This window comes from Parapedobacter sp. 2B3, assembly GCF_041925275.1.
GTDB classification, from domain to species: domain Bacteria; phylum Bacteroidota; class Bacteroidia; order Sphingobacteriales; family Sphingobacteriaceae; genus Parapedobacter; species Parapedobacter pyrenivorans_A.
Window position 1 is genome coordinate 352,372 of record NZ_JBHEUZ010000001.1, and the last position, 16,934, is coordinate 369,305.

General features: G+C 53.1%; 21 protein-coding genes. 6 read left to right on the top strand and 15 right to left on the bottom strand.

Features of this window, described 5'->3' with window-relative positions; genetic code table 11:
- Positions 1–41 precede the first annotated feature (41 nt).
- The 3 genes from ACEVG1_RS01340 to ACEVG1_RS01350 all read right to left on the bottom strand — a co-directional run bounded on the left by ACEVG1_RS01340 (position 42) and on the right by ACEVG1_RS01350 (position 4,035).
- On the bottom strand, positions 42–902 hold the full coding sequence (locus ACEVG1_RS01340) for a phosphoenolpyruvate hydrolase family protein (protein ID WP_374741745.1): 861 nt from the start codon (positions 900–902) through the stop codon (positions 42–44).
- Between the two features lie 70 nt (positions 903–972).
- Entirely contained in the window at positions 973–1,941 is a 969-nt protein-coding gene (locus ACEVG1_RS01345) for a Gfo/Idh/MocA family protein (protein WP_374741746.1), read from the bottom strand.
- Between the two features lie 33 nt (positions 1,942–1,974).
- Entirely contained in the window at positions 1,975–4,035 is a 2,061-nt protein-coding gene (locus ACEVG1_RS01350) for a helix-turn-helix domain-containing protein (protein ID WP_374741747.1), read from the bottom strand.
- 203 nt (positions 4,036–4,238) lie between these two features.
- Between ACEVG1_RS01350 and ACEVG1_RS01355 the strand changes: the two genes are divergently transcribed.
- A complete protein-coding gene (locus ACEVG1_RS01355; protein WP_374741748.1) occupies positions 4,239–4,832 on the top strand; it encodes an ankyrin repeat domain-containing protein in 594 nt (197 codons plus the stop codon).
- The gene (locus ACEVG1_RS01360) at positions 4,832–5,875 is read left to right on the top strand and encodes an acyltransferase family protein (RefSeq protein WP_374741749.1); all 1,044 of its coding nucleotides are present in this window, start codon (positions 4,832–4,834) and stop codon (positions 5,873–5,875) included. Before ACEVG1_RS01355 ends, ACEVG1_RS01360 begins: the two co-directional genes overlap by 1 nt.
- A 125-nt stretch (positions 5,876–6,000) precedes the next feature.
- Here ACEVG1_RS01360 and ACEVG1_RS01365 read toward each other — a convergent pair whose 3' ends face one another.
- The 6 genes from ACEVG1_RS01365 to ACEVG1_RS01390 all read right to left on the bottom strand — a co-directional run bounded on the left by ACEVG1_RS01365 (position 6,001) and on the right by ACEVG1_RS01390 (position 9,366).
- Entirely contained in the window at positions 6,001–7,416 is a 1,416-nt protein-coding gene (locus ACEVG1_RS01365) for a sensor histidine kinase (protein ID WP_374741750.1), read from the bottom strand.
- 180 nt (positions 7,417–7,596) lie between these two features.
- Positions 7,597–7,770: a hypothetical protein gene (locus ACEVG1_RS01370; protein WP_374741751.1), complete on the bottom strand. Its 174-nt coding sequence runs from the start codon at positions 7,768–7,770 to the stop codon at positions 7,597–7,599.
- Entirely contained in the window at positions 7,754–7,981 is a 228-nt protein-coding gene (locus tag ACEVG1_RS01375; protein ID WP_374741752.1) for a hypothetical protein, read from the bottom strand. Before ACEVG1_RS01375 ends, ACEVG1_RS01370 begins: the two co-directional genes overlap by 17 nt.
- A 23-nt stretch (positions 7,982–8,004) precedes the next feature.
- Positions 8,005–8,478 (bottom strand): DUF5675 family protein, encoded by a 474-nt coding sequence (locus ACEVG1_RS01380; protein WP_374741753.1) that lies wholly within the window; start codon positions 8,476–8,478, stop codon positions 8,005–8,007.
- Complete coding sequence (locus ACEVG1_RS01385; protein WP_374741754.1) at positions 8,475–9,110, bottom strand: hypothetical protein; 636 nt, start codon at positions 9,108–9,110, stop codon at positions 8,475–8,477. The genes ACEVG1_RS01380 and ACEVG1_RS01385 overlap by 4 nt, the downstream gene beginning before the upstream one ends.
- A gap of 106 nt (positions 9,111–9,216) precedes the next feature.
- Entirely contained in the window at positions 9,217–9,366 is a 150-nt protein-coding gene (locus tag ACEVG1_RS01390) for a hypothetical protein (RefSeq protein WP_374741755.1), read from the bottom strand.
- A 127-nt stretch (positions 9,367–9,493) separates the two neighbouring features.
- Here ACEVG1_RS01390 and ACEVG1_RS01395 point away from each other — a divergent pair, with 127 nt between their 5' ends.
- Positions 9,494–9,757, top strand: coding sequence for a hypothetical protein (locus ACEVG1_RS01395; protein WP_374741756.1), 264 nt, complete (start codon positions 9,494–9,496; stop codon positions 9,755–9,757).
- Between the two features lie 7 nt (positions 9,758–9,764).
- Here the strand turns inward: ACEVG1_RS01395 and ACEVG1_RS01400 are convergent, their stop codons facing one another.
- On the bottom strand, positions 9,765–10,172 hold the full coding sequence (locus ACEVG1_RS01400) for a hypothetical protein (RefSeq protein WP_374741757.1): 408 nt from the start codon (positions 10,170–10,172) through the stop codon (positions 9,765–9,767).
- A gap of 253 nt (positions 10,173–10,425) precedes the next feature.
- Here ACEVG1_RS01400 and ACEVG1_RS01405 point away from each other — a divergent pair, with 253 nt between their 5' ends.
- On the top strand, positions 10,426–10,656 hold the full coding sequence (locus ACEVG1_RS01405) for a hypothetical protein (protein WP_374741758.1): 231 nt from the start codon (positions 10,426–10,428) through the stop codon (positions 10,654–10,656).
- On the opposite strand, the gene ACEVG1_RS01410 is transcribed toward ACEVG1_RS01405, so the two are convergent.
- The 4 genes from ACEVG1_RS01410 to ACEVG1_RS01425 all read right to left on the bottom strand — a co-directional run bounded on the left by ACEVG1_RS01410 (position 10,653) and on the right by ACEVG1_RS01425 (position 13,813).
- The gene (locus ACEVG1_RS01410; RefSeq protein ID WP_374741759.1) at positions 10,653–11,375 is read right to left on the bottom strand and encodes a LytR/AlgR family response regulator transcription factor; all 723 of its coding nucleotides are present in this window, start codon (positions 11,373–11,375) and stop codon (positions 10,653–10,655) included. The two genes, ACEVG1_RS01405 and ACEVG1_RS01410, sit on opposite strands and share 4 nt — an antisense overlap.
- Positions 11,376–12,437, bottom strand: coding sequence for a hypothetical protein (locus tag ACEVG1_RS01415; protein WP_374741760.1), 1,062 nt, complete (start codon positions 12,435–12,437; stop codon positions 11,376–11,378). It lies immediately after the preceding gene.
- Between the two features lie 65 nt (positions 12,438–12,502).
- On the bottom strand, positions 12,503–13,561 hold the full coding sequence (locus ACEVG1_RS01420) for a hypothetical protein (RefSeq protein WP_374741761.1): 1,059 nt from the start codon (positions 13,559–13,561) through the stop codon (positions 12,503–12,505).
- Positions 13,562–13,663: 102 nt separating this feature from the next.
- Positions 13,664–13,813 (bottom strand): hypothetical protein, encoded by a 150-nt coding sequence (locus ACEVG1_RS01425; protein WP_374741762.1) that lies wholly within the window; start codon positions 13,811–13,813, stop codon positions 13,664–13,666.
- Positions 13,814–14,091: 278 nt separating this feature from the next.
- On the opposite strand from ACEVG1_RS01425, the gene ACEVG1_RS01430 reads away from it, so the two are divergent.
- Together ACEVG1_RS01430 and ACEVG1_RS01435 are read left to right on the top strand one after the other, a co-directional pair.
- Positions 14,092–14,640: a hypothetical protein gene (locus tag ACEVG1_RS01430; RefSeq protein ID WP_374741763.1), complete on the top strand. Its 549-nt coding sequence runs from the start codon at positions 14,092–14,094 to the stop codon at positions 14,638–14,640.
- A 237-nt stretch (positions 14,641–14,877) separates the two neighbouring features.
- Positions 14,878–15,408, top strand: a complete 531-nt coding sequence (locus tag ACEVG1_RS01435) for a hypothetical protein (protein WP_374741764.1) — start codon at positions 14,878–14,880, stop codon at positions 15,406–15,408.
- A 137-nt stretch (positions 15,409–15,545) separates the two neighbouring features.
- Here ACEVG1_RS01435 and ACEVG1_RS01440 read toward each other — a convergent pair whose 3' ends face one another.
- The gene (locus tag ACEVG1_RS01440; RefSeq protein WP_374741765.1) at positions 15,546–16,925 is read right to left on the bottom strand and encodes a RagB/SusD family nutrient uptake outer membrane protein; all 1,380 of its coding nucleotides are present in this window, start codon (positions 16,923–16,925) and stop codon (positions 15,546–15,548) included.
- Positions 16,926–16,934 lie beyond the last annotated feature (9 nt).

Below are 16,934 nucleotides of genomic sequence, written 5' to 3' on the forward strand. Positions count from 1 at the left end.
AGACGCTCCCGCCACCTCAAACGCTACAGCTCATCGCATCGTTACTTCAACGTCAACGCTTTAAAGGAACGTGTCAACTCGGTGAGCGACTCTTCCACACCCATCCGTTCCAAGGACGAAGCCCCTACAAAGCCCTGCACGTCGGTATGGTCCAGTACCCAACGGACATCGTCGGGTGTATTGATCGGTCCGCCGTGGGCAAGGAAGAACACATCGGGGTTGACCGATCGGCCCGCTTCGATGATTTCCTGGGTGCGCTCCACCGCAAAATCCATGCTGCGCGATGCATTGACCACCCCGATGGATCCACCCACGGTGGTGCCCACATGCGAAATGATGGCATCGGCACCCGCGTCAGCCATCTGCTTAGCTTCCTCGGCCGTGGCTACATATACAATCGAAAACAGGTCCATCTTCGTGGCCAGCCGCACCATCTCCACTTCCTTGGCAAAGCCCATCCCCGTTTCCTCCAGTACCTGCCGGAAATGCCCGTCGACGATGGAATGGGTAGGGAAGTTATTGACACCGGAAAAACCCATATCTTTCACCTTCAACAGGTGATGCCACATACGGCGTCTCGGGTCAGACCCATGCACCCCACAGATCACCGGCACCTCGTTTACCACGGGCAGCACTTCAAATTCACCGATTTCCAGTGCCTCCGCATTCGCATCGCCATAAGCCATCATCCCCGCCGTGGAGCCGTGCCCGGCCATGCGGAAACGGCCCGAATTGTAGATGATGATGAGGTCCGCACCGCCGCGCTCGATGAATTTGGCGCTGATCCCCGTGCCTGCACCGGCGGCAATAATGGCTTTCTGTTCCGCCAGCGTTTGTTGCAAACGCTCCCTTACTTCTCCCTTCGTATAGGGGTTACCCACCCCGGTCCATGGATTTGGCATCGTTCAACTAGTTTTTTGTCTTCGGCGCGAAGGTCGTCAAGTTTTGCAACATACGCAAATCAAGGGACGGTTATACGGTTATAAAATCATCCAACACGCGCATTACGTTGTATCCCTCTTGCACGCTGCATGGATTCGGGCCTACACCCCGGATATACGAAACCACTGCCGCAATCATGGGTTGCTGCACATGCGGCAGCGGTTCGAAATCGAACTGCTGCGTGCCTTGTCCGTTGGCGAGTACGATGGGCCGGTAATCGAATACAGAAAACGAAACCTTTCCCTCCGAGCCGATTACTTCGCACACATCGCACTGTTCTGCTACATTAAAGGCCCACTGCCCGCTGAACAGCAGGCCGCTCTCAAACCAAATCTGACCGGATACCACGTCGGCAGCACCATACAGTTTCGCTTGGTTGCGGGCCATGCCCTTGGCCGATTCGATACCACCGAAAAAACAGTGCATCAAGTCGATTTGGTGGGGGGCCAAATCATGGAACAGTCCGCCGCCGGATTGCTCCGGATTCAGCCGCCATTGCATTCCCGGCGACTGCAACACTTCTGCGGCGAGCGGTTGCTGGCAGTACCGCAAATTGGCAATCCGCGGTGTACCGATGTGGCTATCAATCAACTCTTTTACTTTCTTGAAATAGGGCTGTTCGCGGCGGTAGTGGGCTACCGATAGCTTCACGCCATATGTCTGTTGGGCCTCCATCAACATCTTCGCCTCTCCGCTGTTCAATGTCATCGGCTTTTCGAGGTACACCGGCTTGCCCGCCCGCAATGCAGCCGTTGCGTAGTATGCGTGCGTATCGGGTGGCGTGGCAATGTAGATGGCGTTGACCTCCGGGTCGTCGAGCAGCCGTTGCGCATCGGTGTACCACCGTGGCACGCCGTGCCGCTCGGCATAGCTCTTTGCTTTTGCCGCATCTCGCCGCATCACCGCTACCAGCCGCGAATGTTCTACCCGTTGGAATGCCGGCCCGCTTTTCACCTCGGTCACATCCCCCACGCCTATTATTCCCCATTTTACTTCCATGGTTTACTCCTTAATGATAACTTACCATCTAACTTACAACAGCTCTTTTTCTTCCAGCCGCGCCCTGATCTGCCTATTTTTATCCCAAAACTTATTCTCAATGGTTCCGAACACCGCTTTAAATGCCGGGTTGCCCGTAAAAGGCGCCACCATGGTATCCTCTTTAAACAACAAAATCCAATATTGGTAATTATCTTCTCTCGAAAACCGGCGCAGGTGGTCGATCATTCCGGTCTCATCACCCTGGTAAGCCGCATACAATGCCAGGTGCATGTGTTTATAAATGGATTGGTCGGCATCTGCAAACCGCTTGAAACGCGCAAAGCATGCAGCAGCCTTTTCCAGCTCACCCCGCCGCGACCAGATAATGGCCATGTCCAGATCGGCCGTCTGGAAGAAATCCAGCTCGTTCGCTTCGCGCAATTTGAAAAAGCGCTGGTAGTAGCCGAACGCTGTTTCGTCATCCCCCGAGTGGAAATAGAGCTTACCCAATTCCTGCAGGATGTGCATCTGGTTGGAATCTTTGGCCAGTTGCGCAAGCAACAGTTTCTCGGCTTTGGCCGTGTCGTGGTATTTGGCATATGCCAGCACCGCTTTCAGCCATTGGGCAAAAGAATTATCCGGATTGTAAGCAATCGATTCATCCACATACCGCAGCGACTCATCGATGAAACCCGTTTGCACCAATGCATTGCTCAAGTGCAGGTAGTTCATGCTGGCGGTGGCACTATCGTGCGCCGCCGGGTCGAGCCGCATACCCTGTAACGCATATTCGAGGTATTTGGCGGTATTCGGAACCCGCCAGTTGTAAAAATCCGAGAGGAACTGGATAATCAACGATGAGTTCGGTTTATACGCCAACGCTTTCTCCAGATACGGGATGGCCGCATCAAACGCCTTTTGGTTCACGTAGTGCAATCCCTTAGCAAACAAGGCCTCGGCCAATGTAGCGTCGTGGAGCAGGGCCTTGTCGGCAAAGTTTCCGATCGAATCGGTATACTGAGGTTGCTGCTGGAAAATATCGAGGTAATGGTACGCTATCGCCGTCACAGCGTAGGCCAGTGCAAATTCCGGATCACGCTCCGCAGCGGCCCGAAGCTGTCCGATGGCTGCTTTTAGATTTGCCGTCCCTCCTTGGTGCATCCGTTCGACCGCCTTCAGGAACAAGTCATACGCCGCCATGTCAGTGGTAGGTATCCGCTCGATCTCCTTTTGTTCTTCCCAAGTTACAATCGCTTGTATTTCCTTGGCGATGTCTTTCGCTATTTCCTGCTGAAGCTGGAAGATATCGGTCACTTCGCGTTCATATTGCCGGGCCCACAGGTGGCTATCGCGCCGCGCGTCGATCAATTGGATGTTGAGCAATATCCGGTTTCCCGCTTTCTGGCCGCTGCCTTCCACCACGTAGCTGACCTGCAACTCGCCGGCCAGTTCGGGAATGGTTTTCGAGGTATTCCGATATTTTTCGGCCGATGTACGGCTTACCACCCGGAGGTCCTTTATGCGTTGGAGATTATTCAAGGTGGCCTCCATCAACCCGTTGATGAGGTACCTGTTGGTAGAGTCACTGCTGTCGTTCTTAAACGGCAATACGACGATGGATTTTTCGATAGTCGGCGGAGGGAGGGGATTACGGGCAACGTAAAGCACCACCCCGATGGCAATCACAACGGCCACGGCGATCGCCGCACGGAGCCAGTAGCGTTTATGCAGTTGCCGCTTAGGCACGGGTGGGTCCGTTTTGTCACCCGCTTGCTTTTTCCCTACGTCGCCCGGTGGGTACCCATAGTGCTCGCGGAAACATTTGATAAAATAAGAGGTTCCGCCGAACCCCACTTGGTACGCTATTTCCGAAACCGTATATCCGCCGTTCTGCAACAATTCCATACCCCGTTCCAATCGGATGTCGCGTATAAATTGGCTCGCCGAACGATTCGTGCTTTGCTTAATGCGCCGCAGCAGGTTCGATCGGCTCATATGCATCCGCGCTGCCAGTTCAGACACGCCGAACCGCTCGTCAGCTAACTCCGCCAGAACCACGGCGGTACTCCGGGCAATAAAATCGTCAGCTAGGGGGTATGATTTGTCAGACATGGGTTAGCAACGCGTTCGTACGCAAAGATAGGTTTTGCAGGTGTATTTGCATCATAATTTATATCCATGCACCATATTTTTCATCGCTATGTTCAAACTTTATGCATTTATCCGCATACCTCATTTCCTGAATGGCAGCCGTGGCAGACCTTTGTTCCGTCCGATGAATGGACTCTTATTGTATCATTTAAATCATTAACATCATGAACAACCCACACATCAATTCATTTCGCCAAGCTACCCGGTGGATGCTGGCTATTTGCGTAGCGATTACCGCCGCCTGTGCCGGCGAAGGAAATTCCTCACAGCGGACCGGCCCGCAAACCAACGCAGCAGTGAAGGCGCCGCAAGTCGATATCCACACAGCGGTAGTAAGCGGTAACGAGGAAGCCCTCCGGCAGCACATCGCCGCCGGCACGGATATCAACGCCAAAGATCCGTTCGGCGGATCGAGCCCGTTAATTAGCGCCGCTGTATTCGGCAAGGCGGCCATGGCCAAAATCCTCATCGATGCAGGGGCGGACCTCAACTTCCAAAACAATGATGGTTCCACGGCCCTGATCTCGGCGGCATTTTTCGGACGGCGCGACATTGTACAGCTGCTCCTCGATGCCGGCGCCGATAAGACCATCAAAAACAAGTACGGTGCCACAGCCTACGAATCGGTCGCTACGCCCTTCCGTGAGGCCAAGGGCACATATGACATGCTGGGCAAAGCGCTGGCACCGATGGGGCTCAAACTCGATTACGCGCAGCTGGAGAAAGTACGCCCCGAAATCGCCAACATGCTGCAATAATGGAGCGTCGATACGATATCGATTGGATACGGGTCATTGCCATTGGCCTGCTGCTGGTGTACCATGTGGCCATCGGCTTCCAACCGTGGGGCATCATGATTGGCTTCATTACCCATGAGCGACCGTGGGCGTCACTCTGGCTTCCCATGTCGCTACTTAATGTGTGGCGCATTCCACTGCTGTTTTTCGTATCCGGCATGGGTGTCTATTTTGCCCTTCGCCGCAGGAGCTGGGCGCAGCTTATCAAGGAGCGCGCCCAGCGTATCCTACTGCCTTTCGCATTCGGCATGGCCGCCATCGTGCCCATCCATGTATACCTTTGGCAGCGGTATTATGCATTTGAAGCAGGCTACACGCCGGGGCCTGGCCATCTCTGGTTCCTCGGCAACCTGTTTTGCTATGTAGTCATCCTGTTGCCGCTCTTTTACTATTTGAAGCGGCACGAGGGGCTGCGGTGTCCCGCATGGGTAGCCAAGGCATGCCGTACGCCGTTGGTTTTGCTACCGGTATACGCCCTTTTCATTGCCGAAGTACTCATTGTCCGCCCCGTTCCATTCGAGCTCTATGCGATGACGGAGCACGGGTTTGCCATCGGCTTGCTTGCCTTCCTCTGCGGGTTCTTGTTCGTGTGGTGCGGCGCACCGTTCTGGCGCATGCTGCTCCGCTGGCGTTGGCTGTTTGTGGTGCTGGCCGTCGGTCTTTTTATTTTGCGGCTTACTTTTTTCCGATCGATGCCCCCTACTTACCTGATCGCTATCGAGTCAAACAGTTGGGTTTTCGCGGTATTCGCTTTCGGTTATCGGTACCTCAACCGCCCCAGCAGGGCACTGGCCTACCTCAGCCAAGCCGCCTATCCGGTCTATATTGTGCACATGATATGTTTATACCTGGCTTCGATGGCTGTTTTCCCGTGGCCGTTGGCCGTTCCACTACAATTCTTCCTGGTGCTGTTGCTTACGGCGGCGGGCTGCCTCGCCTTGTATGAGCTGCTCATCAAGCGGGTGGGATTCCTACGGGTACTATTCGGGTTACGGCGACACTGAGCGTGCTGCTATTCCTTTCCATACATGGGGTGCCCGGCGATGGGTACCCCATGTACAAGGAGCCTAAGCTGACCGTAATGTTTCGGTCATAACATCGGCCAGTGGTGTTGCTCAAGCCCCCCGACCTACGCATAGGCTCGGCCGTCGGGCAGGATAGCGACCTCCCTCACATTGGCTGCAGCCAGTTGAGCTCGCGGCAAGGAGAGGTAAAATGTAGAGCCTGCCCCCGGTCCACTTTCCACCGTTATCTTTCCGTTTAGCCGCCGGGTCAACTCGCGGCACAAGAACAGGCCCAGACCAACCCCCTTCTCACTTTCGGTGCCGTAGGTCGATTGGATCTGCCCGTTGAAAACATCCTCGATATCTTCTTCTGTCATCCCTACACCGTTGTCGCGTACAAAGATCGCCCATTCTTCCTTTTCCGCATTTTCGATCACGCCAACGGTTATCTGCCCTCCCGGCTCCGTAAACTTGATGGCATTGCTTACAAGGTTACGTACAATCAGCTCCAGCATCTCCGCGTCTGCAGCCACCCGGGCGTCAGCGATCGCATCCACGCGGATGGCTATTCCCTTTTTCTCGGCAATGAACCGTTGCACGTCTAACACGCGATCGATGACAATCATCGGCTCTACCTCGGTAAATACCGGGTTAATTCCCTTTACCTGTGCAAGCACCCATGACAGTACATTATTCAACAAGTCGGAAGTGTTCCGTGCCGCTATCAATAAATCCTCCTTCACCCGCTGTTCCTCTTCAGCGGGAAGCTCCGCTTGTGAAAGGATTTCGAGCGTACCCGTAATCGCATTCAGGGGATTTCGTAAATCGTGCCCCAAAACAGAAATCAACCCTAGCTTCTCACGGTTCGCTTCCTGCAACAGCCGATTTTGACTTTTGATACGTTCACTTTGGTGTTCAATCAGCCTCGCCCGTGCCTCGGCTGCATTCCGTTCGCGGTCGTAAGCCCTCCGGAGGTATCGTGTTGTTAAAAAAATAGAAACGACGATGATAGGCAATGACGTCGCAAGATCGATATATCGGGCGCTTTCAGAGGTGTAACCACCCGCTACAATCGCAGGATGGGCGTATTCGAGCACCAACAAGCCAACAGGAAAAACAAGATGCAATACCATGCCTACCGGCTGCAGACGTTCGCTTGCAAAGACGATGACCAGCTGATAAGTGAGCAGGAAAAAATAGAGCGCCGGCCCATCACTTCCGCCGTTGTAGAGAAAAACGAACGTAATCAGCAAATAGCTCCAAGCCATGTAGACCTGGAGACCTAATTGGTATAGCCCGCGATACCGCGAAAGGCCATACATCACGAGTAGCAATCCTTCCGTGATAAGTAGTACAATGGCAATCTCCGTCAACCCCAAATACCAATTGAGTGGTATTAGAATGGCCAACAGCAGGAATATGAATATTGATACTACGTTAAACCCACGGTTCTGGCGCGGCAGTTCATCAGGTTTACCTACCAAGTTATTCCAGTATCGCCACCGGAAAGCGGCAATTGAATCCAGTAATTTATTTCTCAACAAAATATCCAGCTTACAACGAAATACAAAGATAACTGAAAAGCAGCGGTTTTTAAATACTTGACAATAAATTAACACACAGTAAATCAGGAAAACCAACCGAAGAAAAACGCTTAACCCCATTAAAAAGGGATGGCCACGGTTACATGGCCATCCCTATTGATAAATGATGGCTTCCGGTTATCTTCGTCGCCACCGGTGCAGCACCCAGCTTACTGCAAAACTCACCACGGCGCCGATGGCAGCCAGCACAGCGGTTTTGACCACATCATGCACGCCCAATTGCCCCACCACACTCAGCAGCGTACCGCCGCCTGTGCCAACGCCAATATGCGAGTTACTCGACTTCATCATCGGTTCTCCTCTCATTTGCTGCGCCTTCCACCGCCTCCAGCACCCCGAGTGCCAGGGCGAGGTAACGCGCCACGACCACCACCTTGGGCGGCAGCTTCACCGGTGAGGCAATGATAAGTTGGCTGGCCACCGCCAGCGTTTCCTTGATCCGTTCGTAAACCGTAGGCTTCCCCGCTTCGGGGCGCCCGCTTGTTTTTGTTGTTACTTCCATTTTTTCTCGGTTTTGTTGTTTTCCTAAATCCTGTTCCCATCTGCCCACGTTTCCTTTATCCGGTTTTCCACAATGACGCGGTTGTCGCCTTTGCCGATCTGCCCCAACAATAGGGGGTAAACCTGCCTGTAGGCATTTTCAGACCCCATCACTTGGTAGTCGCCATCCAACCGCTGCCAGTACGAGCCGGTGAGCGGGCAGCCCGCCGTCTGCGTATGGTAATTACCGATGTGAATAAATACCAGTTGATAGTTGGGTATTTCGGTAATCTCGATCATGCCAGCGTGCAGTTTCGGGTACTTCGGTGCATACTTAGCGTTCATCCCTGCCCAATGGTTGAGCGAAAGGCCGTATTCCCCTTCCGGGATGCAAGTAAGTCCCTGAATCTTTTCTTCCCGAATGCTATCCTCTAAGAGGTAACAGCGAAACAGGCCATCGACATACAAGTGACTGAGGGTACTGTTCTTCCCCTCAGCCACACGGATAATCCGTATCATTCCGTCGATCCGCTTACGGCTTCCGACCAATCACCGACACCGAGACCATTCATCCCGCGCACACGCACCCAGTACGTCTTGACGCTTTCTAATCCGGCAATCACGTTGCCCCGTGATCGCGTGGTGGAATAGATGGTTTCATCCCAGGTGATGCTTTCCGATCCTTCTGTTCGGGTACCGATCTGATACTCGTACTGCCAGACGAACTTCACCTTAGCCACGTCAAACATCAGCTGCCCCTTCTGCGGACCCCGGCGCATGCGCACCCAAAGAGGAACACCCGGTACCGTATGGCTTTCCGGCGGGGGAATAAGCGTGAAGCCCGAGCTAACCAATTTGTGCGCATCACCCTCCGCGGTAAAATTCACGTAGGAGGCAAGCCGTTTCATCTGCCGCAGCAGCGCCAGCCGGGCGATGTCTTTGGCCGTGGTGGCAAACCGCCCACCCGTTTCGGCCGCCGCCTCATGCTTGGCACGGTAATCGTTTACTACAGCACCGTAGTCTTCCAGGGTCGGTACCGGATCCGCGAAGTTGGCATTCGCGGTCATGTCTGTCAAAGTCTTGCCGGCCACCGTTGCCAATGCGGCGTCGCCGAGGTCGGCATAACTTGTATAAATTCTTGGTGTATACATTTTTTCTATTCTTTTTAGTTAATAATTCCTGTTGTGTAACTCCACTGCAAAACTGGAAAACCATTGGCCGGCCGACGAAAAATCGGGCACATTCGGGCACATTGACTTAAAAATCGGGCACATTGAGGGTATTTTCGGGCACATTGGCCCCATGTGCCCGATAAACGGGTATCGTTCTGCCGTTTCCGGGTGCCCGTTTGCCGCCTCCGGGTACCGGTTGGGGGCTTCCCGGTATAGGCCGGTCACGTCTGGGCATCGTTCAACCACCTAAGTGTATCGGTTTGCCGTCTGCGGGTATCGTCTAACGGCTTCGGGGTATCATCGGATTGTTTAGGGGCACCGGTTTATCAGTTCCGGGCGCCGTTGGGCGCCCCCCGGATATTATGGAGCCACTTGCGGGCATCGGGTATTCGCCCCCCGGCAACGCTAAATCGCATCCTGGTATCGTTGAGCCAAAACCGGATGCCCCTGAGCCACTCCCCGATTACGCGCAGCCGCTTTTCGGCGACGCCGGCTTGCTCCGGGGCATCGTATTACGGTATCCGGCCACCGCTGACTCTTTTTCGGACATCGTTGAGCCGTTTTCGGATGCAGGGGAACCGTACCATGGTACGGTTCCCCTGCCCCGTAGTATCATGACCCGGTAACCCAGTATCACGGACGCGCCTTCTTTTCCTTCCCTTTGCGGAGCGTGTACGAGCGGAACAGCGCCTCCACATCCGAGCGCTTTAGCCATACATAAGGTTTCTTCTTATGCCGATCGCCTACTTTATGGTACGCCGCCAATTCGCCCGAATTGACCATCCCCTCCAACGTGGATTTGACGATGCCAAGGTGCAGCCAAGCCTCCCTGCGCGTTATCCACAGTCCATTTTCGATTCCGTCATCGGTAACTACATATGGGTTATCTCCCACCGATGGCGACCGGTCTTGAGGTTTTACGGGAGGTGCAAGCATGGCCACGTGCGTAACAATGGCCATGAGGTGCGAGTTGGTCTCGTTCAATGCTGCAACCTGTTCGCGCTGCAGCGCTACCAGCTCGCGGAGTAGATTTGTTTCCATAATCAAGGCTTGCATTAACCGGATATTTAGTACCTTAGCGCAAAGATTTGACGCTTATGATAGATTAGTTTTTGTAATACATATATTGATAAACAGCTGAAAGCTATTTGTTAGGTTAACCGAATTCGTACCTCTGAACAACCCGCAGATAAATAGCCTGGATGCTGCCCTTTGGGGCAGTTGTCAGGTGATTTCTTGTGGGTTGGGCCGTACGAAGCCTGGTTAGCTGGAATGATGGCACTGCCCTTTTTCTATGCGAATAACCCTACCTACCGACATCCTGAAACATCCCATCGAAGAAATTCCCGGATTAAGCAGAAAATTCAAAAAGCGCTGCTCGTCATGCGGCTATGCTACGTTGCGACAACTGTGCCGCGAGGGAGCCCTGGAAATTTCGAAGACCGAAAACCTAGGACCCGACCGATTCTCCGAACTGATCGATTTCCTGCGCGAGCGGAAGCTGCTCCATGCACTAGACGACTAAGCCTTAAGGTCATTCAAGCGTTTCTTAAGCGCGCCTCGTTTTCGCCGGCTTACCGGAACGGTCTCATCCGAACCATAAAAGCTAACGGTATCTCTCCTCAGCCGTTTCAGATGCCACAGATTGACCACGTAACTGCGGTGTACTTGGACGAAGTGACTGGAGGGAAGCTTGGCCAGCACTTTTTCGAGCGTAATGCGGATCGAAAGCGTTTCGTCGTTAGACAGGTGGAAGGTCACTTCATTCCCCTCGACCTCGAAATACTTCACTTCTGCCGGTAAAATCTGCAATGCTTCGCTCCCTTCGCCAAATACCACACGTTCGCCGAGCGACGGATCGGTTTGCGGCTTTCCCTGCACGCGCTTTACCACCCGGTTCATGGCTTCCTGGAACTCACGGAAAGCAAACGGCTTGGTGAGGTAATGCACGGCTTCCAACCCATACCCCTTGGTGGCCTTTTTCTTGGAGTTGTGCCCCGTCATGAGTACTACCAAAGGTCGCTTGGGCAGCGATGCAATCATATCGATGCCGTTCATATCCGGCAGCTGGATATCGGCCACGATGAGGTGAGCGGGGTTTTCCAATAGAAACGCCCGGGCATCGCCTGCACGCGTAAAACAACCGACACATTTAAAATTGGGAAATTCATTGAAATAGGCCATAACGAGCTTCTGTGCTTCCGGATCGTCTTCCAATAAAACAAAGTAGATGACTGGTTCCATTCATTGATAAGTTATAGTTAAACATACTTCATAGGTTTCGGCGTCTTCGGCCACAGTCAGATCCACCTCGTGTCTGCTAAGCAGGGCGAGTTCCTCGCGCACCAGCGCGTGTCCCTGTCCGGTACTCGCCACCTGCTTACCTTCCGGATCCTTGGCATTGGTGCAGGTGAACCGCAGATAACCCTCCCTGAAAACAAATGCCACCCGAATGGGGTGATCCAAGTTGACCCAACCGTGGGTATCGCCATTTTCCAACAGCGTGGGGAGGGTGAGTGCACCGATGACCTGCATAGTAGGTATCCCATCGTAATGCACGTGCACCAATGCTTTGTCACCTCCATTGCGCAACCGCACAGAGACCGCGACTTCTTCGAAGTAAGCCAATGCCTGTTGGATGGATATAACGGCAGCGTGATCCCGTATCGCCTCGGCCACGTAGTCTATGGTTTTGCGGATATGGATCGCCTGGGCGGCGATGTAAGGTTCGCCTGCCGACTCTGCGCGCCCCACGATACCCATCAACACCCGCCGGATGTAATGCGACTGCATCATGCTCAATAGGCGATTGATTTTTGCCTGTTGCTGCTCAATTTCCTTTTCTGCTGCCTGCTGCCGAAGTGCATATACCTTTCGCTGGGACATCCGCTCGCGATAGAAGTAGAAATATATGGCAGCGACTATCCAAACCGTTTTAAGCGCGAGAAAAACATTGACAGCCAGCTCGCCCCATTGAAAGGCGGCACCTTCTTTCCACAGTTTGACGCCCAGCACCGGAAAAACCTGATAAATCAGCAGCGGGGCCGATAGCGGCAGGAGTACGGAAAGCAGCAATATGCCACGAAACGCCCGGCGGCTTTTCTGCTGATCAAACCAACGTCTGATCAAATAACAATACCCATAGCAAGCACCGATCTGGCAACCGCCCACTACCACAGCGGCCATCACCTGTGTGTTGCGGTGCAGGTAAAAGTTGGCTGCGAACGTAAGGGCAATGAATAAGACGGAGGCGAAAACTTGCGTGAAAAATAGTCGATAGAAACGATCCGACAATTTTCTTTTCATTTTCATAAGGTTATGGTTACAGTTCGATGGACGATAAAGCGTTTAAGATATACAAATTATTCCATTCACGAGTGAATACTCACAAAGTCTTCATTCAATCGGTCGAAAAAACACCGATAATCAGCCATTGACACCTCATAACTACTGTAGCTGGGCCGGTGCAGCAAAAACGCCCGCTTGCCCCAACGGTAGATAGCCCACTCTTCTACTGCTAGGCGATCACCTATCGGTGCCGCTTCCTGAAGCAACAATTGCCGGTGGATATTCAGCCACCCCTCCCACTCGTGCGGGCTCCGCCCGGCAAGCTGACCCAGCATGTGGTAAAGCACCGTTGTTGCGCGGTTGGAAAAAGCGGACTCACTTTCACCGGGAAACGGACGGATGGCATGCAGCAACCCATAAGACAGCCGGTGACTCGTTTCGGGGCCAAGCCGGGGAAACGCACGCTGGCAAAGCACCGGATAGATGGGGATTGCCAGCCGGTAGGCCAAAACGGCCATCCCCTTGCGCGCGCGAAGCCGGCCGCCGCAAAACGGAACCGTGGTGGTGTTGGCCGCCTCAACGCCGCCGGTGCCTGCACCGCTGTTGCCATCCAGGTATACCAGCAGGCACCGGCCCCGTTTTGCCTCCCGCATCATCCGGATCAGCACACCGGCCTGCCCCGCATCGATAAAGGAAACATCTGGACGGAACCCCAGCTGATCTGCCACCGGCAGGTATCGGTTCAAAAAGGCCTCCCGCTCGTCGCTGACCGCCTGCCCGGCCACCACCAGGCTAAACGGAACCCCCGCCCGGGCGAGCAACAGACTCAGGAAACGGTATGAACCCGTATGAAAGGTGCAGACGATGCCCGGGTTATGCCGCAGCTCATCCACCCAGTTGTCATCCCAGCCCGTAACATCTATGGCCTCAGCCTGACGGACATCCAAGTCGCTCAGCATCCGGTTGGCTTGCAATTCGTTAAAAAGAGGTAAATAATCGCCGCGCGGTACATGCGGCAGCAGGTTGTGCAGGTTGGCACTGAAGTACGCAAATTCAAGTTCGATGCGCTGGCTTGCGTTGGCGAGGTTGCTGCGCAGGTACGCATCGATCCGGTCGGCCCGGATTTTCAAAGAGTTAATCATGATGATATTGGTAAGGGTAAACGATTTATGTTGGCAATTGAGGTAAAAAGCATGCGGGAACCGGCCCTCGGCGGCCCCCGCAGCTCCTAAACAGGTCTTAGCCTACAACGGCGTAAAGTTGCACTTGGGCACTTTCGGTTCATCCTCATCGTCGTTGCTGAGCCACCCGAAAGTGGCACTGAACGGAATGGGACGCTCCAGAATGGCACCGCCACCTTGCTGCCTGTCGATACTAAAATGATTCGATTTCATCGCTTGTTCGATTTTGTGTTCAACCATTGTCCGCTTTGCACTTTACCGGGGCTCAGGACACCTTCCCCGTACCTGCGGCCGCAGGGTATTTCGCCGATCAACGCTGCAAGAATAACCCGGAAAAACCGTATTTGGAATGCCGGGGGATACATAACCGGAAAAGAGCCATAATCGGTATACAGGAAGAAATAAACGGCAGGTGATACCACTTATCCCCAAAATCGACCGTTCGTCACAGCGCGCTTGGTTCGGCAGGATGGGTTCATTAGTTTCGTGGGATGGACATGCCTCTCGCCGGATTGGAAACCCTGCTGCGTCGCCTGGGTGCCGTGGATGCGGGCGCCTGGGCTGCGGTAACGGGGAGCATGCGCAGCGCGCGGTATGGCATCGAACGGCCCATTCGGCTGGAGGCGGGCGGCCTGCTTTACGTGGGAGAGGGGTTGTTGAAGCAGTATGTCCGCCACGGCCGAACGCAGCCGGCCATCAACCGTTTCATCCGGCAGGGCGAAGTGTATGCGGTGCCGCATGATCCAGATCCAGTTTACATCAAGACCATCCAGCCGAGCACGGTATACTGTTGGGACAGCCATACGCTGCGCCGGTTGCTGCTGGAGTACCCTTCCCTGCTGGGCAGCTATCTGAAAATCCGGGACATGCAGGAAAACGCGCTAGACACCCGGCTTTGGCTGCTGGAGCAAACCGGCAAAGCGAAGCTGGCCCTGTTTGACCGGACCTTCGGGCAACTGCGCGCCCACCTGAAAGGGAAAGACCTGGGCAACTACCTGCACCTGGCCTATGCATACATCAGCCAGATCAGGGAGAAATAGCAAAAATTTAGAAACCTAAACGAATTCACCATAGAAACCTAAAATTCAAGACGCTGTTTTCGAGCTAATTTGGCTGGTATAAACACCACCAAAAAGAAAGGAGGTCTGTGCGTAGAAAAAAGAACCAAAAACAGGAATGCCGGGCCGCATTCCGCCATATAAACAATCAGAACTAATCGTGCCGGATGGTTAAGCCCCAAGGTATCCTGAAGGACAAAACTAAAAAACATTACGATCATGAGCAACAGATCAGAAATAATCAAAAAAGTCGCCCAAACCGTGCGAAAAACGGTATTGCTCGGCGCATTGGTAGGTGGTGTAAGCATGGCATCTTACGCCACGGAAACTCCAGTTGGCCCAACCATTGAGAAGGCCCAGCTGGAAACGGTGGATATCAATTTGGACGCGGTGGTCGTCGCCATAACCAAGGCTAACCCTGATTGGGTGAGGAGTTTACCATCGCTTACCAGTAATAAGACGCATGTTCAGACTGTTCAGCAATGGTATAGTCTCAATGCAACCGCATCTAGTAACCCGAATAATCAAATGATTACAGGACTATCGGACGAGCCGGAAGAATACGATAGTGAGGGGTGTGCGCAGCTTGACAATGAGGGTGATTTCTGCACAGTGCTGATTGAATTCCCCGGAACGACAGCTCCCAACATAACCTCCGGTTCCGTTCAAGATGCGCTGACTGCCCATCCCGGCAGCTCCGTTGTAACGAGCAAGGCCTCTCTGGGCTATGCAAGGCAACCCGATATATAACGATGGTCAATGCCTTTAGTATCCCCAAAATCCAACCTCTTATAGATTGTGATTTTGGGGATTTTTTGGTCCAGCGAAGCTTACATTGAAATCGAAGAACTTCATCTCAACGAAGTGTTTGCACTATCCGCCCTTTGTCAACGGCTGTTCTGCTCATACTTGCCCGCCGCAATAGCTTCCACGGGCAATGGCCATGTGTAACGTTTGGAACCGGGCAGCAGTTCATAGGTCGTATCGTGAATGCGTCGCTCGATTTTTTCCCTAAATGCCCCCTCGTTGTTAAAACGGCGCAAATCTTCCCATCGGGTGCCGCGCAGCACAAGCTCTTTCCGCCGTTCACTAACAATCAGGTCCAAGAGGTTGTCATTATTGATTTTTGACATCTTTTGGTCCACCACATCGTCAATCCGATGATCAAATAGATATTGCATGTCCGCTTTTGCTCCTTCAAAATCCCCCAGGCGGGCACTGCATTCAGCCCTGTTGAGGATAACTTCATCGACCGCCAGACCCGTGAAAAATGCCGGATTTCCCACGTAGCTTCCCTTGAATAGAATCCTGCCGTCGGAGTTGTGATGAAAATATGCTGTTTTCCGAAGGTCGTTATCCCCATATGAAGCAAAAAGTGCCGTGTCCACACATTGCCGTGCAGTCGTTAACGGCGTCATGTTCGTGGCAGATGTAAACATAATAATCTCCGGATTCCCTTCTCCGTTCGCGGGAAATACGTATCGTACATCCAGATCCAAGTGATTGAAATTTATCAAATTCCGCTTAATTGATAGGCTTCGGGATGCAGCAATCAGACCATCATCATAGCGCCCCATTTGCATATATGTTTTTGCTAAAAGTGCAAAAACAGCACATTTTGACGCTTGGCACATATTGTCCGGAAGCTCGGGGAGCAAAGATTCGGCTTCCAGCAGGTCATCGACGATGCGTCTGTAGGTTTCTTCCACTGTAGAGCGAGCAACGGAAATGGTAACATCGGCCTCCACACGGAGTGGCAACCCCAACGCTTGGGACGCCGAATCTGCGAGGTACGGGTCACAGTACAATTGGGCGAGCCAGTAATAGTTTAACGCACGGAAAAATAGTGCGTTACCTTTCGCCTGGCGCCATAGCTCATTTTCCTTTTTACTGGCATCCATTTTCAACAACCCATCCAGAACAATGTTACATTGCAAAATCCTGCTATATCCGCGCGACCAATCCGTAACGATTTCCCCGCCTTCATAAATGGTTTTTTCCCAAGTATAAGCCCTTTTCATGTAATTGGTAGCGCTACCTACTGGAAATGCGTCATATCGCGCGTCTAGCATGAAGTACTCATCCGAACCTATCATTCCAAGCGCGTGGGAAGAAAACGTATTCAGTAGCGAAGTGTTGTCCATCATCGCGTTATAGTCAGCGATACTTTTCGGAATGCGCTGGCCTTGGTTCGGGCGCACATCCAAAAATGATGAACCGCAACCGGAGAGGGTAACCGAGACGATTAGATAAATTAAATTCTTCATTGTCAAACT